The following is a 24,640-nucleotide window of genomic DNA, read 5'->3' on the forward strand; positions in this document are numbered from 1 at the left end:
GGTATCAGTCATGCAGCAGCATGTCCGTCGCATCGGCATCAGGGTTGGGTTTCGCCAGCGCGGCTTCATGGCTGAGCGAAGCCGTTGTCGTACATCCCGGCAAGCTGGGCTGCGCCTGCGCCATGGCAAGAAAAGCCACGGCGACCGCCAGCACGATGGCCATGGTTTCAAGAAGGCCGGGCCGGCCTGTCCCTTTTTCGCTCATCGCACATCTCCCATCGCAAAAGATTTGACTGACATGCGGCCCGCGCACAATGTGGAAGTTGCGCTGTCAGCCTTCGCCCTGGCCGAAGGCTGTGGCCGAAGCCGCACGGCCCGCAGGAGCAGAAAGATGCGCTTCGATCTTACCGATCTCCGGCTGTTCCTGCTGGTGGCCGAGCGCGGCAGCATCACCCATGGCGCCGAGCTTGCCGGGCTGGCGCTGGCCTCGGCGAGCGCCCGCATCAAGGGCATGGAGGAGCGGCTCGGCGCGCCGCTGCTGGAGCGCCGCCGCCGTGGCGTGGTGCCGACGGCGGCCGGCCAGGCGCTGCTGCACCATGCGCGGGCCGTGCAGAACCAGATCGAGGCGATGGCCGGCGACCTCGGCGCCTATGCCGGCGGCCTGCGGGCGCGTGTACGGCTGATGGCCAACACCGCCGCCACGGCCGAGCTGCTGCGCGACCTCCTGCCGGCATTCCTGGTCGCGCATCCCGGCATCGACATCGATCTGGACGAACGCCCCAGCCACGAGATCGCCGAGGCCGTGGCCAGCGGTGCCGCCGACCTCGGCATTGCCGCGACCTGGGCCGGTCTTTCGCATCTCGAGCAGAGACCGTTCTTCGTCGACCGCCTGGTGGTGATCACCGCTCGCGACTGGCCGGGGCTTGCTGGCCTGCACGTCGTCAACCTCGCCGATATCCTGAGCGAATCCTTTGTTGGCCTCAGCCTCGGCCACGCGCTGCAGGAGCACATCACCCGCCAGGCCGCCAGGCTCGGCGGCCACCTGCACATCCGCATCCGCGTGCCTGGGCTCGACAATGTCTGCCGGCTGGTCGCGCAAGGTGCGGGCATCGCCATCGTGCCGGAAAGTGCCGCGCGCCGCTCCGCGCGCACACTGCGCAGCCTGCGCCTCAGCGACGACTGGGCGACCCGCCAGCTCAACCTCTGCGCCCGCAGTTTTGAAGAGCTGACGCCACAGGCAAAGCTGCTGGCCGCCACGCTGGCTTGAGCCAGACAGCCGAACAGAAAGGCAGGTGCAACCTAGCGCCGGCCGGCGCACGATTGCCATTTCTGCTGAAAACAACGCCTTGCTTTCTAGAAATCCTTGACATAGCCTGTTTTCATATTGGCAAAAAGATTGCCGATATTTTTTCTCTTTATGAAAGACTGGCATTTTGCGGGAACATCTCGATCTGACCGATCGGCGGCTGGTCAAACAGCTGTCGCAGGACGCACAGCCGGGCATCAACCGCCTCGCCGAGATCCTGGCGATTTCGGTGCCGACGGTGCGCTCGCGGCTGCGCAATCTGCTCGACCGCAATCTGCTCAAGATCGTCGGCCTGTTGAACCTGACCGAGCGGCCCGAGCTGATCTCGGCCATTGTCGGCATCAATGCCCAGGGGCGCGGCCGGGCCCGCGAACTGGCGCAGCGCATTTCCGAACTGCCTTTCGTCAACTCGGCTTCGGTGGTCACCGGGCGCTTCGACATCATCGTCGACGTGACGGTGGCCGGTGACGTCGCCGACCTCTACCGCGTCACCAGCGAGCTGATCCCGGGCGCCGGCGAGCCGGGCGAAGTCGTGCGCAGCGAGACCTTCGTCGTCATGGCGTCCTGCAACAAATGGGTCAGCCTTCCCGAAGGCTGCTGGTCTGACGACCGCAAGGAGCCGGCATGAAGATCGCGGTTCTCGGCGGCCTCGGCCTGCAAGGCCGGGCGGCAATCGCCGATCTCGTCGCCAGCGGTGTCGAGGAGGTGATCTGCGTCGACACCGCACCGGATGGCGCGGCCCGGCTGGCGGATCTGACCGACCTTGCCCGCGTCCGCTTCGTCGTTCCTGAAGGCGCGATCGGCCCGGCTCTGGCCAGCGTGCTGGCCGATGCCGACGCCGTCATCGACCTCTTGCCGCAGCCATTGATGCGCGAAGCGGTGGAAGCCGCGATCGCGACCCGCACGCCGCTGGTCACCACCAATTACAGCAAGGCCATCGCCGATCTGGCGCCGGAAGCCGAACAGGCCGGTGTGTCTGTTATGACCGAATGCGGGCTCGACCCGGGCATCGACCTCGTGCTTTACGCCCGCGCCGCAAGGCAGTTCGACACCATCACCACGATCGATTCCTATTGCGGCGGCATCCCCGAACCGAAGGCGATGGCGAAGCCGCTTTGCTACAAGGTGAGCTGGAACTTCGACATGGTGCTGGTCAGCCAGAACCGCGACAGCGTCATGATCGAGGACGGCAAACGCGTCGCCGTGCCGGCCGCCCGCCAGCACGACAGTCATTTCATCCATGAGATCGAGGTCGCCGGCCTCGGCCGGCTTGAAGCCTTTCCCAATGGCGACGCGCTGCACTATGTCGAGATGCTTCCCGCGGCAAAAGGGCTGCGCCGCTCAGGCCGCTACACGCTGCGCTGGCCGGGATGGTCGGCGTTCTGGGCGCCGCTGAAGGAGCTTGGTTTCCTCTCCGAGGACAAGGTGCCCGGCACCTCCAACAGCCCGCGCGAATTCCTCGGCCGGCTGCTCGGCCCGCAATTGCAATACGGTCCCGGCGAAAAGGACCTTTGCGTGATGCGCAATGTCTTTTCCGGCCTCGAAGGCGGCCGCGCCAAGACGGTGACATCCGATTTGATCATCGAACGCGACCTGGGCTCGGGCCTGTTCGGTATGAGCCTCGGCGTCGGCTATCCCGCCAGCATCGTGGCGCAGATGCTGGCGCGGCGCGAGATCACCACACCGGGCCTTTTGAACCCGCTGCTGCATGTGCCTGACGGACCCTTCTTCGATGCGCTGGCCAAGCGCGGCATCAAGGTCATCGAGACGGTGGCCTGGGACTGAGAATTTTCGAACGGTGGCTGCCGCCGGCAAACGGCGCCGCCGCTCAAAAAAGAGCCCAAGGGACTCCGCGGGCAAACAACAACAGGGAGGAATACCAAAATGAAGATTGCCAGACTTTTCATCGCCGGACTTGCCCTTGCCGGGCTCACAGCCGGTGCCAGCGCCGGAACGCTCGACGAGATCACCAAGCGCGGCGAATTGCGCGTCGCGGTGCAGACGCAGGGACCGCCCTTCTCGCTGGTCGGCGCCAATGGCGAACGCACCGGCAGTTCGGTGGAACTCGCCGAGCTGATGGCCAAGGAAATGGGTGTGAAAATCACCTTCCTCGACTTCGACTGGGACGGGCTGATCCCGGCGCTCTTGTCGGGCAAGGCCGACCTGCTGGTCGCCGACATGACGCCGACGCTGGCGCGCGGCATGAAGGTCGCCTTCACCACGCCCTACATGTACACGGGCAGCACCGTCTTCACCAAGGCCGACAGCAAGTTCAAGACCACCGAGGACTGCAAGGCCAAGGGCACCAAGATCGCTGTTCTGCTCGGCGCCACCGGCGAGAAGGAAGCCAAGGCCGCCTTCCCCGATGCCGACATCAAGAGCTACAAGGGCGGCGGCCCGCTGCTGCTCGACGCCGTCAACAACGGCCAGGCCGATTGCGGCGTCAACGACGTCTCGGCGGTCAAGGGCCAGCAGACGGCCTACCCGGCCGGCACATTCACCATCATGCCGGACCTGCTGTCGAAGGAGCCGCTTGCCTTCGCCACCCGCTATGACGAGCCCGACCTGCTGGTCTGGATGAACCTGTTCCTCAACCAGGTCACCATCGACGGCCGTCTGCAGAAGAACCTCGACTACTGGGTGAATTCCGACGCCTGGAAGAAGGATCACTGAGGAATTAGCGAGATAGCGAGTAGCGAATAGGGAGTAGCGAATAGGGCATGGCCGTTCCGGCCATGCTTCGCTGCCCCCCTACTTCCCTACTCGCTATTCGCTATTCGCTACTCGCCCTTCCCTCTCACCGCCGCGCGGCCATGCTCGAAAATTTCAGTTTCCGCACCATCGTCGAATATCTGCCTCTGTTTGGGCAGGGCCTGATCACGACCGTATGGCTGTCGGCGCTGTCCTTTGTCGGCGCGCTGGTCGTCGGCATCGTGCTGTGCGCCATGAATTTGCAGCGTGGCTGGCTGTTTCGCGCGCCGGCCAAGGCCTATATCGACGCCGTGCGCGCCACGCCCTTGCTGGCGCAGCTCTATTTCCTCTATTTCGGCCTACCTCGGCTCGGCTTCGTCCTGCCTGAGCTCGTCGTCGGCATCCTCGCTTTGTCGCTGAACAGCGGCGCCTACATCGCCGAAATCATCCGCGCCGGCATCCTGTCGATCCCGCGCGGCCAGGTTGAGGCCAGCGTCGCCTCGGGCATGACCTATGTCCAGCGCATGCGGCTGGTCGTGCTGCCGCAAGCCTTCAAAGTGACGATCCCGCCGCTGCTCGGCCAGGCGATCGTGCTGGTCAAGGACTCCGCCCTGCTGTCGCTGATCTCGGTTGCCGAACTGACGCGCGCCGGCCAGTTGCTCGCCTCCGACCGCTTCATGCCGGCGGAAGGCTTTCTCACCATCGCAGCCTTCTATTTGCTGCTCTACTACTGCCTGAAGGGACTGGCCGTTCTGTCCAGCCGCTGGCTCGGCACAGCGGGGGCGCGGACATGATCTGGCAACATTTCCTCAGCCTCGCCGGCTCCTATCCCCTCGCACTGCGCGGCCTCGGCATGACGGTGGTGCTGTCGCTGATCAGCCTGGTGCTGGGCACCTTGCTCGGCTTCGGCCTCGGCATCTTGCGCACCGGCGGCAACCGCCTGATCTCGAGCGTCATCGGCGCCTGGGTCGACCTGATCCGCGGCACGCCGTTCCTGGTGCAGATCTTCCTGATCTTCTTCATCCTGCCGGAGTTCGGCATCGAGCTCGACGCCTTCACCGCCGGCATCATCGCGCTGACCAATCTCGCCGCCTGCTTCATCTGCGAGATCGTCGCCGCCGGCATCCGATCGGTACCGACAGGCCAGGTCGAGGCAGCGCTGGCATCCGGCCTGTCGCGCTGGCAGCGCATGCGCCAGGTGGTGCTGCCGCAGGCGATGCGCATCGTGCTGCCGCCGCTGGTCGGCCAATATGTGCTGCTGATCAAGGATTCTTCCGTCGTCTCGGCCATCGGGCTGACCGACCTTACCCGCGTCGGCTGGCTGGTGGTGCAGCGCGTGCCAAACGGCCTGCTGGTCTTCTTCCTCGTCGGCGTCGGCTATTTCATCGTCTGCTATCCCTTGATCATGCTCGCCCGCCGGCTCGAACGCCGCATGGGTGCGGCCCATGGCGAGGTGCAGCTGTGACATCGAACTCCAAAGGGCCAACAACCATGACCAAAGCGGGCATGACCAAATCAGGTCCGACCAAAACCGGCATGATCGACTTTCGCGGCGTCAACAAATGGTTCGGCACGCTCAACGTGCTGAAGGACATCACGCTGAGCGTCGAGCCGCGCGAAGTGGTCGTCGTCTGCGGCCCCAGCGGCTCCGGCAAGAGCACGCTGATCCGCTGCGTCAACGGCCTGGAGACGATCAAGGACGGCGATCTCATCGTCGACGGCCAACGTGTCGGCGACCCCGCCACCAACATGACGCAACTGCGCACCGAAATCGGCTTCGTTTTCCAGTCGTTCAACCTCTACCCGCACAAGACCGCGCTCGAAAACGTCACGCTCGCCCCGATCCATGTCCGCAAGATCCCACGCACTGAAGCTGAAAAGGCCGGCCGCGAACTGCTGGCCAAGGTCGGGCTGGCCGACAAGGTCAACGCCTATCCGGCGCAGCTCTCCGGCGGCCAGCAGCAGCGCGTGGCGATTGCCCGCTGCCTCGGCATGCGGCCGAAAATCATGCTGTTCGACGAGCCGACCTCTGCCCTCGACCCCGAGATGATTTCCGAAGTGCTCGACGTCATGGTCGCGGTTGCCGAGGAAGGCATGACCATGATGGTGGTGACGCATGAGATGGGCTTTGCCCGCAAGGTCGCCCAGCGCGTGGTGTTCATGGACGCCGGCGCCATCGTCGAAAGCGGCACCCCCGACGAGTTCTTCTCGCACCCCAAAACCGACCGCAGCCGGGCGTTTCTGAGCAAGATTCTCAGGCATTGAGGCGCCGAAATTTGCTCAGGCTCGCATAATTCTTGCGCGGGCCTTTGACCCGCCACGCCTCGGCCCATTCGTCCGGCCCGCGAAAGAAGAAGCGCCCGACATAGAGATCGGCGCCGCAGAGATGGCGCACGGTCTGCACCGCCTTTGGCTCCAGCGCGATGAAGTCGCGGCCATCGGCATGCAGGATGCGCATCGAACCCTCGCCCGGCTCGAGCCGGTAGCGCCGGCTTGCCGGCATTTCGCGGGAGCCGATCCGCATGATGCCATGCTCGCTGAAGGCATCAGCCGTGACCACGACGTCGCCGGCGAAGCGGTAGGTCGCGCCGGTCAGGAAATCGATCATGGTGCGGCGGACTTTCCAGTCGCCGACAAGGATGCCTGCCGTTGTCTCACCGGCCTTGCCATCGGCATCAAATGCCACAGCGCGGTGCGTGTCGCTGAAGCGATGAACCGCTCTCACGGCGCCTTGCCCAACGAACGCAAAGCGGCAATGGCCCCGGCTTGTTCGATAAAGCCCTTGGGACAAGTGGCGGCGGCGAGCCGATAGAGCCGCAGGGCTTCATCATCGTGGGCCTGCAGCCGGTTGAATTCGGCGCTGTAGAAATTCGCCTCGCAGACTTGTCCGGCGCCCGTGGCCTTGTCCTGGGCGACAGCTTCCGAAAGTGCCGCGGCTGGGGTCTTTCGACCCAGAAACATGCTGACGACAGGTCCTGGCCATTTCGACAGATCGAGCTTGCCGGCCTGCTTCAGCAAATGGCCGCGCCCGCCGGCGTGCCGCTCGGCGATATCAAGCCAGATGGCGACATAGGCATTGTCGGGCTTCAGCGTGGCGGCCTTGGTGAAATCGGCCTGTGCCTTGGCTGGCGTGTCGGAATAGACATAGAGAATACCCCGGCCCAGATAGGAAGCGACGTCGTCCGGATAGAGACTGATCGACTGCGAATAATCGGCAATGGCGCGGCCCGCATCGCCCTTCGCCGCCCAGACAATACCCCGGTTGCCATAGGTTTTCGGGTTTTTCGGATTGAGAACGGCTGCCCGGTCGAGGTCCGCCAGCGCGCGCTCGACATCGCCTTTACGAAGCCAGGCCGTGCCCCGGTCGCAATAGGCATCGGCAAATTCCGGATTGAGTTCGATCGCCCGGTCGAAGTCCGCGATGGCGCGGTCGAAATCGCCTTTGTTGCCCCAGGCCGCACCCCGGTCGTAATAGGCGGAAGGGTCTTTCGGGGCGAGGCTGACCGCCTTGTCCATATCGCTGATGGCGCGGTCGAAATCGCCCTTGTGCGACCACGCCTCGCCTCGATTGGAGTAGTCCACGGCCTGGTCGGGATCGAGCGCCATCGCCTGGCTGCTATCGGCGATAGCGCGGTCGTAGTCGCCCGTCTGGTTCACGGCGATGGCCCGCATGCGGTAAGCCTTGGCGTTTGCCGGATCGAGCACGATGAGCGTGCTGAAGTCGGCGGCGGAACGATCGTAGTCGCCCTTCCCGTACCAGGCGATGCCCCTGCTGTAGTAGGCATCGCCGAATTTGGCATCGAGGCGGATCGCCTGGTCGAGGTCGGCGATGGCGCGATCATTGTCATGGTTTCGCAGCCACGTCGCACCTCTGTTGTAGTAGATGCTGGCGTCGTTCGGATCGAGCTCGATGACCTTGCCGTAGTCGGCAATGGCGCGATCGTCATCGCCTTTTCGCGCCCAGATCAGGCCCCGACGATAGTAGGCATGGGCACTTTTCGGATCGAGACCGATCACCTGGTTGTAGTCGGCCATTGCCCTGATATCGTCGCCCTTGCGGTCCCAGGCATCGCCCCGGTTGTTGTATGAGCTGGCATTTTTCGGATCCAGCGAGATGGCCTGGCTGTAGTCGGCGATCGCCTTGTCGTCATTGCCCTTGTGCGACCAGATCAGGCCACGGTTGTGATAGGCCCTGGCATCCTTGGGATTGAGCTTGACCGTCATGTCGTAGTCGGCGAGCGCCCGGTCGTCATTGCCCCTGTAGGACCAGACGACACCACGGTTGTAGTAGAGTTCGGCGTTCTCCGGATCAAGGAAGATCGCCTGGTCGAAGCTGGTGGTCGCACTGTCGTAGTCACCCTTGCGCACATAGGTGAGGCCACGATTTTGATAGGCGGTGACAAGATCGGGATGCAGGACGATCACCTGATCGTAGTCGGCGATCGCCCTGTCGTAGTCGCCCTGCGCGGCAAGCGCATTGCCACGGTAGATATAGGCCGAGGCGCGGTTGTCCTCGGCTTCCGCCTTGTCCTCGATGATCGCGGTGCAGGCGGCAATCTTGCGGGCGGCCTCCACCCCTTCATTGACACAGTCGGCATGGTCGTTGTCGGCGGCCGTCGCCGCCGTGCCGAGCGCAAACACCACCGCCGCAGCGGCCAGACCGGAGCGCCAATGGAACTTCACGGCGCCTTGCCCATGACGTGCATCGCGTTGGTCGCCGCCGTGATTTCGATGAAGTCCCGAGGGCAGTCGCGCAGCGCAAGGCGATAGAGGCGTAGCGCTTCATCGTCGCGGTGCTGCAGCCGCTGGATTTCCGCGATGTAGAAATTCGCCTCGCAGACCTGCTCGTTCTTCTTCGTCGCGTCGGGGTCGGCAGCGGCCGCCAATGCCATCTCAGGCGTCTGATCACCCAGCAGCATGCGGATCAGCGGCGCCGGCCATTTCGTCATATCGAGCTTGGCGTCGCGCAGGATGCTCGGCTGGCCGTTGCGCCGCTGCGCCAGATCGAGCCAGATCGCATAATAGGCATTGTCGGGTTTCAGCCCGGCCGCCTGCTCGAAATCAGCCTGCGCCTCTGGAGACGAGCCGAAATAGAACCGGACGATGCCTCGGCTCTCGTAGGCGTCGGCATATTTCGGATCGAGGCGTATGGCTTCGCCGTAGTCGGCCAAGGCCTTGGCGTACTCAGCCTTGTAGACAAAGGCGAGACCACGCGTGTCGTAGGCACTGGCACTTTTCGGATCGAGGCTGATCGCCTGATCGAGATCAGCCATGGCGCGATCATAGTCCGCCTTGTACAGCCAGACGCGGGCCCTGCCGGCGTAGGCGTTGGTGTATTTCGGGGCGTGGCTGATCGCCTGGTTGTAGTCGGCGATTGCGTAATCGAATTGGCTCTTGCGAGCCCAGACCCAGCCCCGGTTCCTGAAGGCCCTGGCGTATTTGGGATCGATGAGGATAGCCAGATTGTAGTCGGCGATGGCGCCATCGAAGTTTCGTTTGGCCGCCTTCGCCATGCCTCTGTTGTCGTAAGCCTGCGCGTATTTTGGGTTCCTGATGACCGCCTGGTCGTAGTCGGCTATGGCACGATCGAAATCACCCTTGTCCGACCAGGCCAGACCTCGATTGTTGTAGGCGATGAAATAGTTCGGATCGAGGAGGATCGCCTGATCATAGTCAGCGATAGCCCGATCGAGATCGCCCTTGTCCGACCAAGTCGAGCCACGCCTGTTGTAAGCAAACGGATTTTTCGGATCGAGGCTGATGGCCTGGCCGTAATCGGCGATAGCGTGATCATAATCTTTCTTGTTTGCGAAGACGGATGCGCGATCGCTGTAGGTTTCGGAATCCTTGGGGTCGAGCTTGATGGCCTCGTCATAATCGGCGATGGCGCGATCGTTATCGCCCATCCTGGCCCAGGCACCACCACGTCGATGCCAGGCATTGACATGTTTCGGGTCGAGGCTGATCACCTGGCTGAAGTCGGCGATGGCGCGCTCGTCATTGCGCTTATACGACCAGGCAAGTCCGAGGTTGAAATACTGATCCGGGTCCTGCGGATCGAGAAAGATCGCCTGGCTGTAGCTGGTGACGGCGCTGTCGTAATCGCCTGTGCGCAGAAAGGCATTGCCGCGGTTGTTGTAGGCGGTGCTGTTTGCCGGGTCGAGGCTGATCGCCTTGTCGAGATCGGCGATGGCTTTGACATAATCGCGCTTGATGTCGTTCCAGATCATGCCCCGGTTCGAGTAGGCAACGGCGAGCTGCGGATTGAGGCTGATCGCCTGGCTGTAGTCTGATATGGCGCGGTCGTAGTCATTCTTGTGGCCCCAGGCCAGCCCACGGTTGTTGAAGGCATCGGCGTCTTTCGGATCAAGGCTGATCGCATCGGTGTAATCGCCGATGGCGAGGTCGTAGGCGCCCATATCGCCCGATGCATTGGCGCGGTTGAAATAGGCTAGCGCCCGATTGCCGGGGGTCGTCGCCTTGTCCTCGATGACACCCGTGCAGGCAGCAATCCGCTTGGCGATGTCGAGCTTGTCATTGCCGCAATCCTCAAGGCCTCCGGCCAAGGCGGGAGCGCCGAGCGCCAGCAGGATGGCGAGACCGGCGAGAGGCTGCAGCGCCTTTACAATCGATCGCCGAAATCTGGGAAGCATCATGTCAGCAGTTTTTGAAGCACAATTGCCGGTTGTTGGCCCTCTGCCGACTTGATCAGGCAAATTCTTGATCGCCGCAAGTCACCGCCGCAAAGAAATCCGTTCAGCCAGGCGCCGCCTCGGCAACGCATGCGACATGGCCACTGAGTCCGGCCGCGGATCACCGCGATGGCAGACCGGCTCCCATTGAAGGGAGCCGGCTGCCTTGTGGGTGGGCTCCTTGGATGGGCGGCTCAGGCCGCCGTCGGATAATCCGTATAGCCCTTGGCGTCGCCGCCATAGAACGTCGCCTTGTCGGGGGCGTTCAGTCCGGCGTTCCGCTTCAGCCGGCTGACGAGGTCGGGATTGGCGATGAACAGCTTGCCGAACGCGACAAGGTCGGCGTAACCGTCGCCGACTGCCTTTTCGGCCAGTTCCTTGTCGTAGCCATTGTTCACCAGCCAGGCGCCAGTACCGCCGGCCTTGCGATAGGTGGCCTTGAGGTCTGAGTAGTCGAACGGTCTGTCGCCCTGGCTGAAGTCACGCGCGCCGCCGGTCGCGCCTTCGACGATATGGATATAGGCGAGGCCGCGGCTGCCCAGGCCCGCCACGACATGGTTGAACAGCGGCTGCGGGTCGGCATCCGAAGCGTCGTTGGCGGGCGTCACCGGCGACAGCCTGATCCCGGTCCTGCCGGCGCCGACGGCGCCCGTGACAGCGTCGACCACCTCGAACAGCAAGCGCGTCCGGTTCTCGATCGAGCCGCCATACGCATCGGTGCGATGATTGGTGCCCGAGCGCAGGAACTGGTCGATGAGATAGCCATTGGCGCCATGGATCTCGACGCCGTCGAAACCCGCCACCTCGATCGCCGCCTTGGCGGCGCGGCGGAAGTCATCGACGATGCCGGGAAGTTCGGCGGCATCGAGCGCGCGCGGTTCGGAGGTCTCGGCGAACTCGCCGCTGCCATCCGGCTTGACCAGGAACGTCTTGGAGTTTGCCCGGATCGCCGACGGCGCCACCGGCTTGCCGCCGCCGGGCTGCAACGTCGTGTGCGAGATGCGTCCGACATGCCAGAGCTGGACCACGATCTTGCCGCCGCCCTTGTGAACGGCGTCGGTGACGCGCTTCCAGCCGGCAAGCTGATCGGCGCCATAGAGGCCAGGCACGTTGGCGTAGCCCTGGCCTTGATGGCTGATGGCGGTGGCTTCGGTCACGATCAGACCAGCCGTGGCGCGCTGGCTGTAATAGGTCACCGAGAGGTCGCCGGGCACCGCATTGGGCGAGCGGTTGCGCGTCAGCGGCGCCATGACGATGCGGTTCGCCAGCGTCAGGTCGCCAGCCCGCAGGGGATCAAAGAGGGTAGCCATGAGAAATACCTTTCATGCATTTTGGGGAGGAGCGGGGAGGATCGTCAGAGATCGGACAAGGCGGCCTGGAAGGCGGCGATGGTTTCTTCGTTGCGTTTGTAGAACACCCATTGGCCGACCCGACGCGTCGTCACGAGGTCGGCTGACGCCAGTGTCGCCAGATGTGCCGAAACACTGGACTGCGCCAGGCCGCGATTATCGAATTGGCTGGCGCAGACACCCATTTCGAGCGGATGCGCCTGCGCGGCGAAGTGCTGTTCAGGCTCCTTCAGCCACGCCAGAACATCGCGCCGAAACGGATGCGCCAGCGCCTTCAATATGATGTCGTTGTCCATCTTTATCCTGCATCGATCTCAACCGATATATAGATCGGGTGGAGACGATATGGCAGGAAATCCATGCTATTGTTGATGGCGATCGGAGAAAGCGTTTCCCGCATGACACGAGACCGGAACTAATGCGGCCGGTGCAGGCTGGCGAAAGGGTGCCCATCGTCCTGGGCCCAATGACCGATCTCAAAATCCTTGCCATCTTGTACGTAAACGCGTACAAGATTGTCCATGCGAACCACTTCCTACAGTGACTTGCGGCGCAACCTAGCCGCTACGATAGACAGCGTGAACGCTGATCATGAGCCGGTCATCATTACGCGCGACCGCGGCAAGCCGGCGGCAGTGCTGATGTCGGTGGAGGATTTCGCCTCTTATGAGGAAACCCGTTATCTCCTGCGCAGCCCGCGCAACGCCGAGCGCTTGCTTGAGGCGACGCAGGGATTGGACCAGGGCGAAGGGACAGAGCGCGAGCTTCCGGAGTGAGGCTGATCTTCCATGAACGCGCATGGGAGGATTATCTGCACTGGCAGGCAACCGACACCAAACTGCTCGCACGCATAAATGCACTCATCAAGGAATGCACTCGCACGCCGTTCACCGGGACAGGCAAGCCGGAACCATTGCGCGGGCCCCTTTCGGGATGGTGGTCGCGGCGCATCACGCAGGAGCACCGTCTGGTTTACCGCGCAGGCGAAGACAGCTTGTTCATAGCGCAATGTCGCTATCACTACTAAGACAGAGCTGACGGCGCGCCATCAGCTGACTGCCAGCACCTTGCCGGTGTCGTGCTGGCGCACGAAATCCACGCGCTTGCCGTCCCAGTGATAGGAATAGTGCCGGCCCTGCACTGGAACGGGGATGACATCGGGCCAGAAGATGCCGATGCATTGCCCATCCGGCATGCGCACGCTGTTCCAAAGAAGCCCGTCGCTGCCTTGCGCCCGCAGCGCCCGCCCTTCCGCCTGCGAGGCGGTGTAGTCGTCCGGGTCGAGCACGCCGGGTACGGCGTTGACGTCATCGAGGTCGCGGTCGACGCTGCCGATCAGCACGCGAAAGTCAGCCGTCCAGCCCGGATCCTCATTGGTGGCGCGCATAAAATTCTGGTGGTGGTGGATGGTCTCGGCGAGCGCCACATCCTCGCTGTCGCCGGCATAGTAGAGGCCGTAGCTGCCGTCCGAGAAACGGCCGGGCCGCAAAGTCGAACAATGCACGAAAGGCGCCATGACGAAGCTGGCGCCGGGGCCGGACACCCGCCTTGCCGCCGTGACCTTGCCGAGGTCGCCGATCTCGAGCCGGATGCGCGGGTTGGTCTTCTCCTCGACCGAGGCCAGCGCCTCCCAGTCGCGCGGATCGGCAATGTCCTCGAACAGATCGATCGGCGGATGGATGGAGCGGATGACGCGAAAAGTCTGGTGCCAGTGGACGCGGCGCCGGACGCCAAGCCCACTCACCATGCACCACGCTCCGCATCGAGCCATTCGCGCATGGCGGCAAGGTCGGAGATTTCGCCGCGCAGCATCAGGTCGAGCGCCGACTGGCCGCCGAAGGTGGCATTGGGCTTGCGGATCCAGGCATAGCCGCGCGCCGGCTCGGTGAAGAGATAGCGCAGGCCTTTGTGGATGCCCATCAGGTGCGCCATGCGGGTGCGCAGGTCGCGGTCGATGCGGCCGATGCCGCCCTCCTTCCAGCGTGCCCCAGTCTTCCAACGTGCCCAGGTGCGTGCCGACATGCCGCCGAGCAGGATGCAGGCCTCCAGGTCAGTGAGATTCCACGCCTTGAACAGATTGACCGTGGTGCGCGCGAGCGCCCCGGCCTCTTCCTCGGAAATGGCTGATCCGATCGTGGCCGGCGTGGTGACGATGGACTGAAGCTGCATGTTTGCTCACCCTGCTATTGGCAGAGATATAGCATGTATTTGCCAATTGGCAAGAAGCGCTTAAAATCAGGCTTCTGAAATGGTGGCGTCTCGAGGCAAGATTCCGCACCGCTCCTTTGCATAATCCCAAGCGGAAAAAGGCGGATCGCCCCGTCGCCCAGGCGGTGACTTGATAAACGGATCCAGGCCAAACAAACTGTATTTCTCAAACCGCTGTTCGGCAGTAAATTCCGGCTTGAAAGCATCTTCCAGTTCGCCGTCGACTATGGCGTGGCAGTGCGCCACCGCCTCATCGTAGGTTGCGAATTGTCCGTCCAAATATCGATGACTCTCGTCTCGATAATGGAAATTATCGTCGACGAAGACCTGGTAGAGACTCTCGTCGGGCTCTGACTTTTCCAGCTTCGACTCATCCGCGGTTCGTGCGGAAAACACCCAAGAATTTCCGCAACACCATCATAAATGCTCGGTGGCTGACCGCAAGCAAAGCTCGATAAGGCGGCCACGTCAATTCCCAGGCGTGGCGGCCTCGGATGCCAGACAGATGAAGCACTTCGGGCCGGCACTATTGCCGGCCCAAAACCGCGTCGTGCCTATTCCGCCGCCTCATACCCGGCGATGCCCTTGATCTCGAGGAAATCCTCAAGCCCGTATTCGGCGTATTCGCGGCCATTGCCCGACTGCTTGTAGCCGCCGAAGGGCAGGCCGGCGTCCCAGGTCGGGTAGTTGATGTAGACATTGCCGGAGCGCATGCGTGCCGCCACGTCGCGGGCCTTCTGGATGTCCTTGGCCTGGATGTAGGAGGCAAGGCCGTAGACGGTGTCGTTGGCCTGCTCGACCGCCTGTTCGACCGTGTCATAGGGCATGATCGCCAGCACCGGTCCGAAGATTTCCTCGCGTGCGATGCGCATGTCGTGGGTGACGTCGGCGAACACGGTCGGCCTGATGTAGTAGCCGCGGTTCAGTTCCGCAGGACGGCCGGGGCCGCCGGCGACCAGCGTCGCACCTTCGTCGATGCCGGCCTGGATCAGGTCCTGGATCTTGTCGAACTGGATCTGGCTGACGACCGGGCCAAGTTTGGTGTTGGCGCCGTCGGCCGGGCCGACCACGAACTTTTCCGCCGCCGCCTTGGCATAGCCCGCCGCCTCGTCATGACGGTCGCGCGGCACGAACATGCGGGTGGGCGCATTGCAGGACTGGCCTGAGTTGCCGAAGCAGCCGGCGACGCCCTTGGAGACTGCGGTGGCGAGGTCGACATCCGGGAACAGGATGTTGGCCGACTTGCCGCCCAGTTCCTGATGCACGCGCTTGACCGTGTCGGCGGCGGCCTTGGCCACCAGGATGCCGGCCCGGGTCGAACCGGTGAACGACATCATGTCGATGTCGGGATGGCTGGACAGCGCCTGGCCGACGCCCGGGCCGTCGCCATTGACGAGGTTGAACACGCCCTTCGGCACACCGGCCTCGTCGATGATCTCGGCGAAGATGATGGCGTCGAGCGGCGCGATTTCCGACGGCTTCAGCACCATGGTGCAGCCGGCGGCGAGTGCCGGACCGACCTTGCAGGTGATCTGGTTCAGCGGCCAGTTCCACGGCGTGATCAGGCCGACGACGCCGATCGGCTCCTTGACGATCAGCGCGCTGCCCTTGACGTGGCGGAACTGGAAAGTTTTCAGCACTTCCGCCATCTTCTGCAGATGCGCGAGGCCGACGCCGACCTGGCTGTCGAGGGCCATCTGGCGCGGCGCGCCCATTTCGCGCGACACGGCCAGCGCCAGATCGGCGCTACGCTTCTTGTAGACCTCGATGATGCGGTTCAGGATGTCGAGGCGCTCTTCCACCGAGGTGAAGCCGAACGAATTGAAAGCGCGCTTGGCCGCCGCCACCGCCTTGTCGACATCGGCCTTGGAGCCGAGCGATATCTGCGCGAAGGCATCCTCGTTCGACGGGTCGATGACATCGAGCGTGTTGGGCACAACAGGATCGACCCATGCGCCATCGATATAGAACTGCAGATTGTGTGACATGGTTTTCTCCTTGGGGGCGCCGCAGGGCCGTTCCGGCCGTGATATCTGGCTAGAGATAACGATGCACAAACCGCGCTGTCAAACGCAACCCCCGAACTGGTTGAGCCAGCGCCCCCAGTGATTGAGCCAGACGCTTTGGGGCAGCAGACCTGGCCGTTTTTCGATGACGCGGGATGAATTACAGCAGCGTGTGTCCTGCCTTGACCAGAAGCGTTCTCGCCGCTACCTGATCCGCCGCTTTCACCAGCAGGTGATCGCCGTCGAAGGTGGACACCAGGAAGATGCCCAACCCGTTTTCCGACAGCGGCTGGATGACCGACAACACGATGCCGGTTTCGTCGAAAGCAAAGGGCCCCTGCAATTTGAAGGCGACCCAGTCGCCATCGTGCTTGACTGTGCCCGGAACGCGATCCTGCAGGCACGTGATCGAAAGCTCGTCGTCGGTCCTGGTGATGCTGACGAAGCCCGGCCCGTCCGCCCAGCCGGGAATGCTGTCGCTCGCCCCGAGCCGCGAAATCGCGTACGATCCGGGAAGTTGATTCAATTTGACCCTGGCAGCCATCGTCGTATTTTTGCCTCCGATTTGCCCGCTATCGCGTCAATTTCTTGCTCATATAGACCGTCATGCCGCCCATGAACGGCTCCTCCCGGTCGATCGTATAACCATGCCTTTTGTACAACAACACATTGGCTTCGAAAGCGCCGTTGGTCAGCAGGCGCAGCTCGGGGCGGCCGGCTTCGACCGCCTTCTGCTCAGCGCGCTCCAGCAACAGCCGGCCGATGCCCCTGCCCTGCGCCTGTAGCGACACGCAGACATTTTCGATCCACAGATGATCGTCGGCCAGCATGGTCTCGATCATCCCGACAATGCGGCCGTCCGCAACGGCAAGCTCGAACGGATGCTCGGCAACGGCCTTGTCGTAATCGGCGCGCATCGGCAGCGGCTCGCGGCCGATCACCGGCACCCATTTGGCATAGGCGGCGCGCACGATGCCCCTGATCGCGGCAGCGTCAGCGGGCTCGGCCGGCCGAAACCGGATGGAATTGTTAGTCATCACAATGCTCCAGACATGGAAAACCCCGCCGGCTTATGTCGCGGGCGGGGCTGGAAACGAACGAACCGGATCTATCCTGCCGGCCTTCGTCGTCGCGCAATCAGCTTGCCGCTCCGCATTGTGCGGCGTCGCTTGGTATTTGTGGGCGCGAGGGCGAACATGGCGCCAAGCTGGCGCAGGAAAGGCGTGGCTGTCAAGGTTTCGGGTCGGCCGATGCACCCGACTTCGTCATCCACGGGCGAAGCAGGAGCGAAGCTCCGTCGCGGAGACCCGAGGATCCATGCCGCGACCTCAGCCGTGGAGTGCAGCGGTGCAGAATTCTGGACCGTAGTGATGCTTCAGAGTCCCGGCATGGATCCTCGGGTCTGCGCCGCGTCGCTACGCTCCTTGCTCCGCCCGTGGATGACGAAGTGTTGGGCGCTTCCGCCAATTGCCAAAGGCGTACGGCTCTTCAATGCGAACGAACGTCAAACATCTGCATCGCCGGCCTAATACTCCTGCGCCGTCGCGCCGAAACAGAATCTCGTTGATGTCAACCTCGTCGGGCTGGCCCACGGCGAACACCACGGTCCTGGCCGCCGGGATCGCCACCCGGTCGTAGAGCGCGCGCACGCCCTCGGCGACATCGGGCTCTTTCCGCCTCAGCGATCGATCCGTGCCGCCTGTTGCGGCGAATAGCGCTCGCCCTGCACGGCAATCGCCGAGACCGCGTTTTCGATGTTGGCAAGATCGTCAGCCGTCAGCGCAACCGCGGCCGATGCGATGTTCTCCTCGAGGCGATTGAGCTTAGTGGTGCCGGGGATCGGAACGATCCATGGTTTTTGCGCCAGCAGCCAGGCGAGCGCGACCTGCGCCGGGGTCACCTTCTTCTGCGCCGCGATCGCGACGATCGCATCGACCAGCGCCTGGTTCGCCTTGCGCGCCTCCTCCGCAAAACGCGGCACGGTGTTGCGGAAGTCGCTGCTGTCGAACGTCGTGTCGGCATTGATGGCACCGGTCAGGAAACCCTTGCCGAGGGGACTGAAGGGCACGAAGCCGATCCCCAGTTCCTCAAGCACCGGCAGGATCGCCTCCTCGGGCTCACGCCACCACAACGAATACTCACTCTGAAGGGCGGCGACCGGCTGCACCGCATGGGCGCGGCGGATGGTGCGCACACCGGCCTCGGAGAGGCCGAAATGCTTGACCTTGCCTTGGCTGATCAAGTCCTTCACCGCGCCCGCCACCTCTTCGATCGGCACGACGGGATCGACACGGTGCTGGTAGAGAAGGTCTATGCGGTCGGTCCTCAGCCGCTTGAGCGAGGCCTCGACGACGTCGCGAATATGCTGCGGCCGGCTGTCCATGCCCTCATGTCCGGCTGTGCCGGCGATGTCGATGCCGAATTTGGTGGCGATCACCACCTCGTCGCGGATCGGCTGCAGCGCCTCGCCGACGACCTCCTCGTTCGTGAACGGTCCATAGACCTCGGCGGTGTCGAAGAAGGTGACGCCGCGCTCGAACGCCGAGCGTATCAGGCGGACGGCATCGGCCGTTTCCATAGGCTGCCCGTAGGACTGGCTCATGCCCATGCAGCCCAGCCCGATGGCCGAGACTTCGAGGCCGCTCTTTCCAAGTATTCGCTTTTGCATTTCAATTCTCCTTCGGTGTGATCCGCACCGTTGCGGCGCGGGCGCGCGCCGCAACCATCGGCGCGAGATAGGGGCTGGCAGCGTATTTCGCTCTGTAGGCGTCATCGATGCGATCGTTGACGGTTCCCTCGACCGGCTCGAAGCTGACGTCCCTGGCCATGCCGGCAACAGCGATGCGCCCGGCCTTCTGCTTGATCGCGGCCTGATACCAGCGCGACTGCGCTCCATTGTAGCCGCGCACATAAAGCGCGCCGTCGGCCACGACCGACCAGATCCAGGTCGGCGTGCCCAAGGTCACCCCGTCATCGCGCAACGGTGAGATATGCAGATCGTCGGTTGCCGCGATCCTTGCGAGTTCTTCCTTCGACCATGGCATGGCTTCATCCCTTTTTCTCGGCGTCGGCCTGTTCGAAAACCTTGCGGGCAATGCCGATCGCCGTGCTTGCGGCCGGCCATCCGGCGTAGAAGGCAAGATGTGTGATGGTCTCGATGAGTTCGTCACGGGTGACGCCATTGTCGAGGGCACGCTTCATGTGAAAGGGCATCTCGTTGATCCGGTAATTCGCGACCAGGCTGGTGACAGTGACGAGGCTGCGGTCGCGCGGCGAAAGGCCGGGACGCTTCCAGAGATCCCCGAACAGCACCTCGTCGGTGTATTTGCCGAGCGCTGGCGCGATATCGGAGAACGGGCTTTTGGGGGCGTCTGTCATGAGAGCTTCCTTCGTTGAGGGTGTATCGGGACATGGAGCCGGGAACCGCCGCGTCAAACCCCGTATTGTTCGTCTGTAACCTTTTCCATCCAGTCGACGACCTTGCCGTCGAGCGCTTCGGCGACGGCGATGTGGCTCATCGCCGTGGTCGGTGCGGCACCATGCCAGTGCTTCTCGCCCGGCTCGAAGCAGACGATGTCGCCCGGGCGGATCGGCTCGACCGGCCCGCCTTCGCGCTGCACCAGGCCGGCACCCGACAGCACGATCAGCGTCTGGCCGAGCGGATGGGTGTGCCAGGCGGTGCGCGCGCCGGGCTCGAAGGTCACAGTGGCGCCGCCGACGCGGGCCGGCTCGCTGCCCTTGAAAGGCGCATCGATGCGCACCGTTCCGGTGAAATACTCCGCAGGACCCCTCGCTGAGGCTTGCGAGCCGCTTCGCTTGATATCCATGGCTTTTCCCTTCTCGACGCCGGGCAGGATGCTGCCAACGGCCTCCAGGGCCGCCGACTTCGGGGCAGCCGTCTATGTCTATGTGATGGCGTCTATTTAGCTCCTGCGATTGGCCTGGATTAGGTGCTATATCCGGCATGTACTTATGAGAAGGGCTCATCAATGCCACGAGACAATCTCAACGAGCTGACCGCCTTTCTCGCCGTCGCGCGCGAAAAAAGCTTCACCCGGGCGGCGGCGCAGATTGGCGTTTCGCAATCGGCGCTCAGCCACACGGTGCGCGCGCTGGAGGAGCGGCTGGGCGTGCGGCTGCTGACCCGCACCACGCGCAGCGTGTCGCCCACCGAGGCCGGCGAGCGCCTGGTGCGCTCCGTCGGGCCAAGGCTCGACGAGATCGAGGCCGAGCTCACCGCGCTCAGCGCCTTGCGGGAAAAGCCCGCCGGCACCATCCGCATCACGGCCGGCGAGCATTCCGCCGACGCCGTGCTGTGGCCGGCAATCGCCCAGCTGCTGCCGGACTATCCTGACATCAAGGTCGAGATCATCGTCGACTATGGCCTGACCGACATCGTCGCCGAGCGCTACGACGCCGGCGTGCGGCTGGGCGAACAGGTGGCGCACGACATGATCGCGGTGCGCATCGGCCCCGACATGCGCATGGCGGTGGTCGGTGCGCCTGCCTATTTCGCCGGGCGGCCGAAGCCCCGCACGCCGCAGGACCTGACGACCCACAATTGCATCAATTTGCGCCTGCCGACCTATGGCGGGCTCTATGCCTGGGAATTCGAAAAGGCCGGGCGCGAGTTGAAGGTCCGCGTCGAAGGCCAGCTGATCTTCAACACGGCAGGGCTGCGCATGAATGCCGTGCTCGCCGGCCTCGGCCTTGCCTATCTGCCCGAAGACCAGGTGCGCGCGCATCTGGCCGACGGCCGGCTGGTGCGGGTGCTGACCGACTGGTGCGCGCCCTTCCCCGGCTACCACCTCTATTACCCCAGCCGCCGCCAGGCGACACCAGCCTTCTCGCTGCTGGTCGATGCCTTGCGATACAGGGGCTAGTCCGACTGGACCGCGGCCGCAGTCGTTCTATCTTCGCGAGCGTGACCTTTTCCAAAGCACCGGAGCCATCGCCGTGACCGAAACCGACCTCTATCGTGGCTATATCGACTGCCTCAACAATCAGGATTGGCAAAGGCTGCATCGCTTCGTCCATGACGAGGTGCACTACAACAGTGAGCGCGTCGGCCTGTCAGGATACCGCGCCATGCTGGAGCGGGATTTTCGCGAAATTCCGGACCTCTATTTCGACGTCCAGCTGCTGATCTCCGAGCCACCGTTCATCGCCAGCCGCATCCAGTTCAACTGCACGCCAAAGGGAATCTTTTTCGGCCTGCCCATCAATGGCAAAAAGGTCTCGTTCAGCGAGAATGTCTTCTATGAATTTCTGAACGACCGGATCCGGAACGTTTGGTCGGTGATCGACAAGGCGGCGATCGCAGTGCAGCTCTGATTGCAGGTGCGATGAATACCTCTTCTTGCAGCTGGTGGTAAACTTGCCTACCTTGCGTAGGAGGAGAACACACAGATGGCCAATGTTGAGAAAGTGAGCGTTGCCCTCACCCCTGAAATGGCAAGCATGATGCGCGAGGTCGTTGCGGCGGGCGAATACGCCTCGGCGAGCGAAGTCATGCGTGAGGCGCTGCGCGAATGGAAATTTCGCCGGATGCAGCGTGATCAGGCTGTCGACGAATTGGGCCGGCTTTGGGATGAAGGCATGGCAAGCGGCAACGCCGTCGACGGTGGCGAAGCCTTCGCCCGGATCAAAAGCAAGCTCGATGCCAGGATTGCCGAGCGCACGTCGCGATGACGCTGCGCCTACGGCCGGAAGCAGAAGCGGATATCGAAGCCATCGCGCTCTATATCGCCGAGGATAGTCCCTCGGCGGCACTTCGCTGGTATGACGAAATCCATGCCCATTGCCGGCGGATCGCCGACATGCCGGGAATGGGTGTTGCCCGGCCGGACGTGCGAGCTGGCTTGCGTACGTTCCCTGCAGGAAACTACCTGATCCTCTATCGCCAGATCGACGACGGCGCGGAGATCGTGCGCGTGGTTCATGGCGCGCGCCGGTGGCAGGAATTGTTGTAGCCGGACTGACCCTTCAATCGTTCGTAAAAATCGATCATTCCAACCAGAACAATTCGTTGGAAAGATCGGTTCAGGAATGGCATTCTCCTGGGGTACTTGCCTGGAGAATTGCATTGTCTTCCGCCGCCCGCATCGCGAACGATATTCCGAAAAGCCTGATACCGGCCGATCTGACCGCCGGCCGAAAGCGGCTCGATTCGGCGTGGAACGGCGTCATCCCCGGCATCGTATTGGTGGCGATGATCACGGCCGTCGCCTTCTCCGCCCACAATGTCTCCGGCTTTGCGCTGTTCAGCCCGATGATTCTCGCGGTCGTCGCCGGCATGGTCTATTCCAATGTGCTCGGCACCCCGGCGCATGCCAAGGCCGGCATCGCCTTCTCGCAAAAGCGCCTGCTGCGCTTCGCCATCGTGCTGCTCGGCTTCCAGCTGACGCTTGGCCAGGTCGTCTCGATCGGCGCCGGCGGCGTCGGCATCGTGGCGGCGACACTTGGCGCCACCTTCGTCTTCACCATCACGCTCGGCCGGCTGATCGGCGTCGACCGCAAGCTGGCGCAGCTGATTGCCGCCGGCACCTCGATCTGCGGTGCTTCGGCCATCGTCGCCACCAACATCGTCACCGATGCGCGCGACGAGGACGTCACCTACGCCGTCGCCTCGATCACGCTGTTCGGCACCGTCGCCATGCTCGGCTTCCCATTGCTGACGCCGCTGCTTGGCCTCGACCAGCATGCGTTCGGCCTGTGGGCCGGCGCCTCCATCCACGAAGTGGCGCAAGTCATCGGCGCCGGCTTCCAGAACGGCACCCAGTCCGGCGAGATCGCCACCGTGGCCAAGCTGACGCGCGTTGCCATGCTGGCGCCGATGGTCATCGCGCTCGGCCTGATGGCGCGCCGCAAGACGACCAGCGATCCGTCAAGCGATCAATCCGGTGCACGCCCGCCCATGCCATGGTTCGTCGCCGCTTTCGTCGCCGTGGTGGCGCTGAACAGCCTCGTCACCGTGCCGGCCGAAGTGAAGTCGGCGATGGCGCTTGCCACCACCATCATGCTGACCATGGGTCTCGCCGCCATGGGCCTGCAGGCCGACATTTCGCAGTTGCGCTCGCGCGGCCTGCGCCCGCTGGCGCTCGCCTTCTGCGCCTTCCTGTTCATCGGCTGCTTCAGCCTGATGCTGGTGAAGTTCACGTAGAGCCGTTCACCATTTCGGCTTGGTATAGCTGCCTCTTCATCACGTCGAACACAGTCCCGGACATCTCTATCCGGTCGATGGAGACCCAACCAAACCTGGTGTAGTAGGCGGTCAGCCACCCGGTGGCCGCATAGAGATACAACTCTGGCCACCCGCCATCCCTCGCCGCCTCGCATATGGCTGATATCAGGGCTTCACCAATTCCCTTGCCCCGATGCTCCGCTGGCACGTAAAGACTTGACAGCCAAGGGCGCCAATAGTCGTGGGATTGCAGGTCGCACTCAACGAGCAGTGCAACGCCAACCGGGTGCTCGTCCAGAAAGGCGCATGCCAACAGTTCATTTCCGCTGTCCGCAACGTCAGTGCACCAGGAAACGGTGTCATCGTAGCTATGGCCTTGTCCGCGTCCCCATTCGGCATTCAGCCATCCGGCCACCAGTGGGATGGTCGCCGAATCTCCCGCGAGTGACACCACGCGTACAGGCTGAAGACCACGTTCAATCGGAATCATCATCAGTTCCGGCTTCGCATAGAGCGCACGGTTGCAACGCCGGCCAGGATCAGGTCGATGCCGGCGAGAAATTGCTGGCGGTCGTCATGCTCGCGAAACCGCGCCGCCATCTTGTGCAGAAACGGAAAGCCGGTGGGGTCGCGTTGCGTCCACCGTGCGATGATCGTCCCCAGAAACGCCGCGCGATCCGTGTCGGGCGGCAGGAGGCGGGCATTCGCCGCGTTCGCCGCGTTCTGCCCCGCGCAGCCCAGGATATAGTGCATTAGAGCCGACGCGACGTCGAGCTGCGCCTGTTCGGTCACGCCGAGCGCATCGACCTGGCTGCCGACGCCTTCGAATATCTCCCCCACCGAGGCTTGCCACGGCGCCCGTGACAGTTGCGCGCCCGCCCAGGGATGCGCCTCGATCGCGTCGAACAGCCCCAGCGCAATGGCCCTGATCGCCTCCCGCGGCTCCGTCCCTCGAAGCACGCCTCGCATGACACGAGCAATAACATCGTCGGTGGCCGCCGCGAGCAGCTCGTTCTTGTCGGCGACGTGCCAGTAGATCGCCCCGGCCCCGGTTGCCAGGCGCGCCGCCAGCGCGCGGAAGGTCAGGGCGCTCTCGCCGTCCTTGTCGAGGATTTCGATCGCGGCCTCGACGATCCGCTGCTTCGAGAGCGCGTCCGCGCGTCGTTGCGCCCGTTGAGTCGTGTTTGCCATGGGCACCATCTTGACATTTATGGAACGACGTTCCAATTAGTATTTATGGAACAGCGTTCCAACCGTTTTTCAAA

Annotated in this window: 32 protein-coding genes; 14 read left to right on the forward strand and 18 right to left on the reverse strand. The window is 63.3% G+C overall.

The genetic code is table 11. The features are described from left to right. Positions 1–4 precede the first annotated feature (4 nt). Positions 5–205, reverse strand: coding sequence for a hypothetical protein (locus tag AC1DX4_RS24550; protein ID WP_477222761.1), 201 nt, complete (start codon positions 203–205; stop codon positions 5–7). A 126-nt stretch (positions 206–331) separates the two neighbouring features. On the opposite strand from AC1DX4_RS24550, the gene AC1DX4_RS24555 reads away from it, so the two are divergent. From AC1DX4_RS24555 to AC1DX4_RS24585, 7 genes are all read left to right on the forward strand, one after another. After that, positions 332–1,207, forward strand: coding sequence for a LysR substrate-binding domain-containing protein (locus tag AC1DX4_RS24555; protein ID WP_477222762.1), 876 nt, complete (start codon positions 332–334; stop codon positions 1,205–1,207). Between the two features lie 166 nt (positions 1,208–1,373). Next, on the forward strand, positions 1,374–1,874 hold the full coding sequence (locus AC1DX4_RS24560; RefSeq protein ID WP_010910740.1) for an Lrp/AsnC family transcriptional regulator: 501 nt from the start codon (positions 1,374–1,376) through the stop codon (positions 1,872–1,874). Further along, on the forward strand, positions 1,871–3,031 hold the full coding sequence (locus AC1DX4_RS24565; RefSeq protein ID WP_477222763.1) for a saccharopine dehydrogenase family protein: 1,161 nt from the start codon (positions 1,871–1,873) through the stop codon (positions 3,029–3,031). The genes AC1DX4_RS24560 and AC1DX4_RS24565 overlap by 4 nt, the downstream gene beginning before the upstream one ends. 99 nt (positions 3,032–3,130) lie before the next feature. Further along, positions 3,131–3,919 carry an ABC transporter substrate-binding protein gene (locus AC1DX4_RS24570; RefSeq protein WP_477222764.1) on the forward strand — a complete coding sequence of 263 codons (789 nt, stop codon included), beginning with the start codon at positions 3,131–3,133 and terminating at the stop codon, positions 3,917–3,919. A 140-nt stretch (positions 3,920–4,059) separates the two neighbouring features. Beyond that, positions 4,060–4,731 carry an amino acid ABC transporter permease gene (locus tag AC1DX4_RS24575; RefSeq protein WP_172226189.1) on the forward strand — a complete coding sequence of 224 codons (672 nt, stop codon included), beginning with the start codon at positions 4,060–4,062 and terminating at the stop codon, positions 4,729–4,731. Further along, the gene (locus AC1DX4_RS24580) at positions 4,728–5,402 is read left to right on the forward strand and encodes an amino acid ABC transporter permease (protein WP_477222765.1); all 675 of its coding nucleotides are present in this window, start codon (positions 4,728–4,730) and stop codon (positions 5,400–5,402) included. The genes AC1DX4_RS24575 and AC1DX4_RS24580 overlap by 4 nt, the downstream gene beginning before the upstream one ends. Positions 5,403–5,428: 26 nt before the next feature. After that, positions 5,429–6,202, forward strand: coding sequence for an amino acid ABC transporter ATP-binding protein (locus AC1DX4_RS24585; RefSeq protein ID WP_477222766.1), 774 nt, complete (start codon positions 5,429–5,431; stop codon positions 6,200–6,202). Here the strand turns inward: AC1DX4_RS24585 and AC1DX4_RS24590 are convergent. The 5 genes from AC1DX4_RS24590 to AC1DX4_RS24610 all read right to left on the reverse strand — a co-directional run bounded on the left by AC1DX4_RS24590 (position 6,192) and on the right by AC1DX4_RS24610 (position 12,274). Next, a complete protein-coding gene (locus AC1DX4_RS24590) occupies positions 6,192–6,662 on the reverse strand; it encodes a DUF6314 family protein (protein ID WP_477222767.1) in 471 nt (156 codons plus the stop codon). The genes AC1DX4_RS24585 and AC1DX4_RS24590 overlap by 11 nt on opposite strands. Next, on the reverse strand, positions 6,659–8,620 hold the full coding sequence (locus AC1DX4_RS24595) for a tetratricopeptide repeat protein (RefSeq protein WP_477222768.1): 1,962 nt from the start codon (positions 8,618–8,620) through the stop codon (positions 6,659–6,661). The genes AC1DX4_RS24590 and AC1DX4_RS24595 overlap by 4 nt, the downstream gene beginning before the upstream one ends. After that, positions 8,617–10,593 carry a tetratricopeptide repeat protein gene (locus tag AC1DX4_RS24600; RefSeq protein WP_477222769.1) on the reverse strand — a complete coding sequence of 659 codons (1,977 nt, stop codon included), beginning with the start codon at positions 10,591–10,593 and terminating at the stop codon, positions 8,617–8,619. The genes AC1DX4_RS24595 and AC1DX4_RS24600 overlap by 4 nt, the downstream gene beginning before the upstream one ends. A gap of 230 nt (positions 10,594–10,823) precedes the next feature. Next, a complete protein-coding gene (locus AC1DX4_RS24605) occupies positions 10,824–11,939 on the reverse strand; it encodes an alkene reductase (RefSeq protein ID WP_477222770.1) in 1,116 nt (371 codons plus the stop codon). Between the two features lie 44 nt (positions 11,940–11,983). After that, positions 11,984–12,274: an ArsR/SmtB family transcription factor gene (locus AC1DX4_RS24610; protein ID WP_475438105.1), complete on the reverse strand. Its 291-nt coding sequence runs from the start codon at positions 12,272–12,274 to the stop codon at positions 11,984–11,986. Between the two features lie 225 nt (positions 12,275–12,499). Here AC1DX4_RS24610 and AC1DX4_RS24615 point away from each other — a divergent pair, with 225 nt between their 5' ends. After that, positions 12,500–12,754: a type II toxin-antitoxin system Phd/YefM family antitoxin gene (locus tag AC1DX4_RS24615; RefSeq protein ID WP_477222771.1), complete on the forward strand. Its 255-nt coding sequence runs from the start codon at positions 12,500–12,502 to the stop codon at positions 12,752–12,754. Further along, positions 12,751–13,005 (forward strand): Txe/YoeB family addiction module toxin, encoded by a 255-nt coding sequence (locus tag AC1DX4_RS24620; protein WP_372952591.1) that lies wholly within the window; start codon positions 12,751–12,753, stop codon positions 13,003–13,005. Before AC1DX4_RS24615 ends, AC1DX4_RS24620 begins: the two co-directional genes overlap by 4 nt. A gap of 21 nt (positions 13,006–13,026) precedes the next feature. Here AC1DX4_RS24620 and AC1DX4_RS24625 read toward each other — a convergent pair whose 3' ends face one another. The 10 genes from AC1DX4_RS24625 to AC1DX4_RS24670 form a co-directional block, all read right to left on the reverse strand. Further along, positions 13,027–13,725, reverse strand: coding sequence for an RES family NAD+ phosphorylase (locus tag AC1DX4_RS24625; protein WP_477222772.1), 699 nt, complete (start codon positions 13,723–13,725; stop codon positions 13,027–13,029). Then, on the reverse strand, positions 13,719–14,147 hold the full coding sequence (locus AC1DX4_RS24630; RefSeq protein ID WP_477222773.1) for an MbcA/ParS/Xre antitoxin family protein: 429 nt from the start codon (positions 14,145–14,147) through the stop codon (positions 13,719–13,721). The genes AC1DX4_RS24625 and AC1DX4_RS24630 overlap by 7 nt, the downstream gene beginning before the upstream one ends. Positions 14,148–14,213: 66 nt before the next feature. Next, the gene (locus AC1DX4_RS24635; RefSeq protein WP_477222774.1) at positions 14,214–14,582 is read right to left on the reverse strand and encodes a hypothetical protein; all 369 of its coding nucleotides are present in this window, start codon (positions 14,580–14,582) and stop codon (positions 14,214–14,216) included. Positions 14,583–14,740: 158 nt separating this feature from the next. Then, on the reverse strand, positions 14,741–16,174 hold the full coding sequence (locus AC1DX4_RS24640; RefSeq protein WP_477222775.1) for an aldehyde dehydrogenase family protein: 1,434 nt from the start codon (positions 16,172–16,174) through the stop codon (positions 14,741–14,743). 178 nt (positions 16,175–16,352) lie between these two features. Continuing rightward, positions 16,353–16,736 carry an ACT domain-containing protein gene (locus AC1DX4_RS24645; RefSeq protein ID WP_477222776.1) on the reverse strand — a complete coding sequence of 128 codons (384 nt, stop codon included), beginning with the start codon at positions 16,734–16,736 and terminating at the stop codon, positions 16,353–16,355. Between the two features lie 28 nt (positions 16,737–16,764). Then, positions 16,765–17,232 carry an N-acetyltransferase family protein gene (locus tag AC1DX4_RS24650; RefSeq protein ID WP_477222777.1) on the reverse strand — a complete coding sequence of 156 codons (468 nt, stop codon included), beginning with the start codon at positions 17,230–17,232 and terminating at the stop codon, positions 16,765–16,767. Positions 17,233–17,870: 638 nt separating this feature from the next. Further along, positions 17,871–18,860 carry an aldo/keto reductase gene (locus tag AC1DX4_RS24655; protein ID WP_477222778.1) on the reverse strand — a complete coding sequence of 330 codons (990 nt, stop codon included), beginning with the start codon at positions 18,858–18,860 and terminating at the stop codon, positions 17,871–17,873. A 1-nt stretch (position 18,861) separates the two neighbouring features. Next, positions 18,862–19,236: a DUF2255 family protein gene (locus AC1DX4_RS24660; protein ID WP_477222779.1), complete on the reverse strand. Its 375-nt coding sequence runs from the start codon at positions 19,234–19,236 to the stop codon at positions 18,862–18,864. Positions 19,237–19,240: 4 nt separating this feature from the next. Continuing rightward, positions 19,241–19,570 carry a carboxymuconolactone decarboxylase family protein gene (locus AC1DX4_RS24665; protein WP_477222780.1) on the reverse strand — a complete coding sequence of 110 codons (330 nt, stop codon included), beginning with the start codon at positions 19,568–19,570 and terminating at the stop codon, positions 19,241–19,243. Between the two features lie 53 nt (positions 19,571–19,623). Next, entirely contained in the window at positions 19,624–20,019 is a 396-nt protein-coding gene (locus AC1DX4_RS24670) for a (R)-mandelonitrile lyase (RefSeq protein ID WP_477222781.1), read from the reverse strand. A 162-nt stretch (positions 20,020–20,181) separates the two neighbouring features. On the opposite strand from AC1DX4_RS24670, the gene AC1DX4_RS24675 reads away from it, so the two are divergent. From AC1DX4_RS24675 to AC1DX4_RS24695, 5 genes are all read left to right on the forward strand, one after another. Beyond that, positions 20,182–21,075 carry a LysR family transcriptional regulator gene (locus tag AC1DX4_RS24675; RefSeq protein ID WP_477222782.1) on the forward strand — a complete coding sequence of 298 codons (894 nt, stop codon included), beginning with the start codon at positions 20,182–20,184 and terminating at the stop codon, positions 21,073–21,075. 73 nt (positions 21,076–21,148) lie between these two features. Then, positions 21,149–21,526: an ester cyclase gene (locus AC1DX4_RS24680; RefSeq protein WP_477222783.1), complete on the forward strand. Its 378-nt coding sequence runs from the start codon at positions 21,149–21,151 to the stop codon at positions 21,524–21,526. 75 nt (positions 21,527–21,601) lie between these two features. Next, positions 21,602–21,883 (forward strand): type II toxin-antitoxin system ParD family antitoxin, encoded by a 282-nt coding sequence (locus AC1DX4_RS24685; protein WP_172349353.1) that lies wholly within the window; start codon positions 21,602–21,604, stop codon positions 21,881–21,883. Then, the gene (locus AC1DX4_RS24690) at positions 21,880–22,164 is read left to right on the forward strand and encodes a type II toxin-antitoxin system RelE/ParE family toxin (protein ID WP_477222784.1); all 285 of its coding nucleotides are present in this window, start codon (positions 21,880–21,882) and stop codon (positions 22,162–22,164) included. Before AC1DX4_RS24685 ends, AC1DX4_RS24690 begins: the two co-directional genes overlap by 4 nt. A gap of 113 nt (positions 22,165–22,277) precedes the next feature. Continuing rightward, the gene (locus tag AC1DX4_RS24695) at positions 22,278–23,354 is read left to right on the forward strand and encodes a YeiH family protein (protein WP_477222785.1); all 1,077 of its coding nucleotides are present in this window, start codon (positions 22,278–22,280) and stop codon (positions 23,352–23,354) included. On the opposite strand, the gene AC1DX4_RS24700 is transcribed toward AC1DX4_RS24695, so the two are convergent. Both AC1DX4_RS24700 and AC1DX4_RS24705 read right to left on the reverse strand, forming a co-directional pair. Further along, positions 23,347–23,868, reverse strand: coding sequence for a GNAT family N-acetyltransferase (locus AC1DX4_RS24700; protein ID WP_477222786.1), 522 nt, complete (start codon positions 23,866–23,868; stop codon positions 23,347–23,349). The genes AC1DX4_RS24695 and AC1DX4_RS24700 overlap by 8 nt on opposite strands. After that, positions 23,868–24,566 (reverse strand): TetR/AcrR family transcriptional regulator, encoded by a 699-nt coding sequence (locus AC1DX4_RS24705; protein ID WP_477222787.1) that lies wholly within the window; start codon positions 24,564–24,566, stop codon positions 23,868–23,870. The genes AC1DX4_RS24700 and AC1DX4_RS24705 overlap by 1 nt, the downstream gene beginning before the upstream one ends. Between the last annotated feature and the right edge of the window lie 74 nt (positions 24,567–24,640).

This window comes from Mesorhizobium sp. P3_A8 (genome assembly GCF_056402995.1).

Bases quoted from the DNA above. Each gene is read 5' to 3' on its own strand.
- AC1DX4_RS24550 (WP_477222761.1), bottom strand. From the start codon at position 205: ATGAGCGAAAAAGGGACAGGCCGGCCCGGCCTTCTTGAAACCATGGCC.
- AC1DX4_RS24555 (WP_477222762.1), top strand. From the start codon at position 332: ATGCGCTTCGATCTTACCGATCTCCGGCTGTTCCTGCTGGTGGCCGAG.
- AC1DX4_RS24565 (WP_477222763.1), top strand. From the start codon at position 1,871: ATGAAGATCGCGGTTCTCGGCGGCCTCGGCCTGCAAGGCCGGGCGGCA.
- AC1DX4_RS24570 (WP_477222764.1), top strand. From the start codon at position 3,131: ATGAAGATTGCCAGACTTTTCATCGCCGGACTTGCCCTTGCCGGGCTC.
- AC1DX4_RS24575 (WP_172226189.1), top strand. From the start codon at position 4,060: ATGCTCGAAAATTTCAGTTTCCGCACCATCGTCGAATATCTGCCTCTG.
- AC1DX4_RS24580 (WP_477222765.1), top strand. From the start codon at position 4,728: ATGATCTGGCAACATTTCCTCAGCCTCGCCGGCTCCTATCCCCTCGCA.
- AC1DX4_RS24585 (WP_477222766.1), top strand. From the start codon at position 5,429: ATGACCAAAGCGGGCATGACCAAATCAGGTCCGACCAAAACCGGCATG.
- AC1DX4_RS24600 (WP_477222769.1), bottom strand. From the start codon at position 10,593: ATGATGCTTCCCAGATTTCGGCGATCGATTGTAAAGGCGCTGCAGCCT.
- AC1DX4_RS24605 (WP_477222770.1), bottom strand. From the start codon at position 11,939: ATGGCTACCCTCTTTGATCCCCTGCGGGCTGGCGACCTGACGCTGGCG.
- AC1DX4_RS24610 (WP_475438105.1), bottom strand. From the start codon at position 12,274: ATGGACAACGACATCATATTGAAGGCGCTGGCGCATCCGTTTCGGCGC.
- AC1DX4_RS24615 (WP_477222771.1), top strand. From the start codon at position 12,500: ATGCGAACCACTTCCTACAGTGACTTGCGGCGCAACCTAGCCGCTACG.
- AC1DX4_RS24625 (WP_477222772.1), bottom strand. From the start codon at position 13,725: ATGGTGAGTGGGCTTGGCGTCCGGCGCCGCGTCCACTGGCACCAGACT.
- AC1DX4_RS24630 (WP_477222773.1), bottom strand. From the start codon at position 14,147: ATGCAGCTTCAGTCCATCGTCACCACGCCGGCCACGATCGGATCAGCC.
- AC1DX4_RS24640 (WP_477222775.1), bottom strand. From the start codon at position 16,174: ATGTCACACAATCTGCAGTTCTATATCGATGGCGCATGGGTCGATCCT.
- AC1DX4_RS24645 (WP_477222776.1), bottom strand. From the start codon at position 16,736: ATGGCTGCCAGGGTCAAATTGAATCAACTTCCCGGATCGTACGCGATT.
- AC1DX4_RS24655 (WP_477222778.1), bottom strand. From the start codon at position 18,860: ATGCAAAAGCGAATACTTGGAAAGAGCGGCCTCGAAGTCTCGGCCATC.
- AC1DX4_RS24660 (WP_477222779.1), bottom strand. From the start codon at position 19,236: ATGCCATGGTCGAAGGAAGAACTCGCAAGGATCGCGGCAACCGACGAT.
- AC1DX4_RS24665 (WP_477222780.1), bottom strand. From the start codon at position 19,570: ATGACAGACGCCCCCAAAAGCCCGTTCTCCGATATCGCGCCAGCGCTC.
- AC1DX4_RS24670 (WP_477222781.1), bottom strand. From the start codon at position 20,019: ATGGATATCAAGCGAAGCGGCTCGCAAGCCTCAGCGAGGGGTCCTGCG.
- AC1DX4_RS24675 (WP_477222782.1), top strand. From the start codon at position 20,182: ATGCCACGAGACAATCTCAACGAGCTGACCGCCTTTCTCGCCGTCGCG.
- AC1DX4_RS24685 (WP_172349353.1), top strand. From the start codon at position 21,602: ATGGCCAATGTTGAGAAAGTGAGCGTTGCCCTCACCCCTGAAATGGCA.
- AC1DX4_RS24690 (WP_477222784.1), top strand. From the start codon at position 21,880: ATGACGCTGCGCCTACGGCCGGAAGCAGAAGCGGATATCGAAGCCATC.
- AC1DX4_RS24700 (WP_477222786.1), bottom strand. From the start codon at position 23,868: ATGATGATTCCGATTGAACGTGGTCTTCAGCCTGTACGCGTGGTGTCA.
- AC1DX4_RS24705 (WP_477222787.1), bottom strand. From the start codon at position 24,566: ATGGCAAACACGACTCAACGGGCGCAACGACGCGCGGACGCGCTCTCG.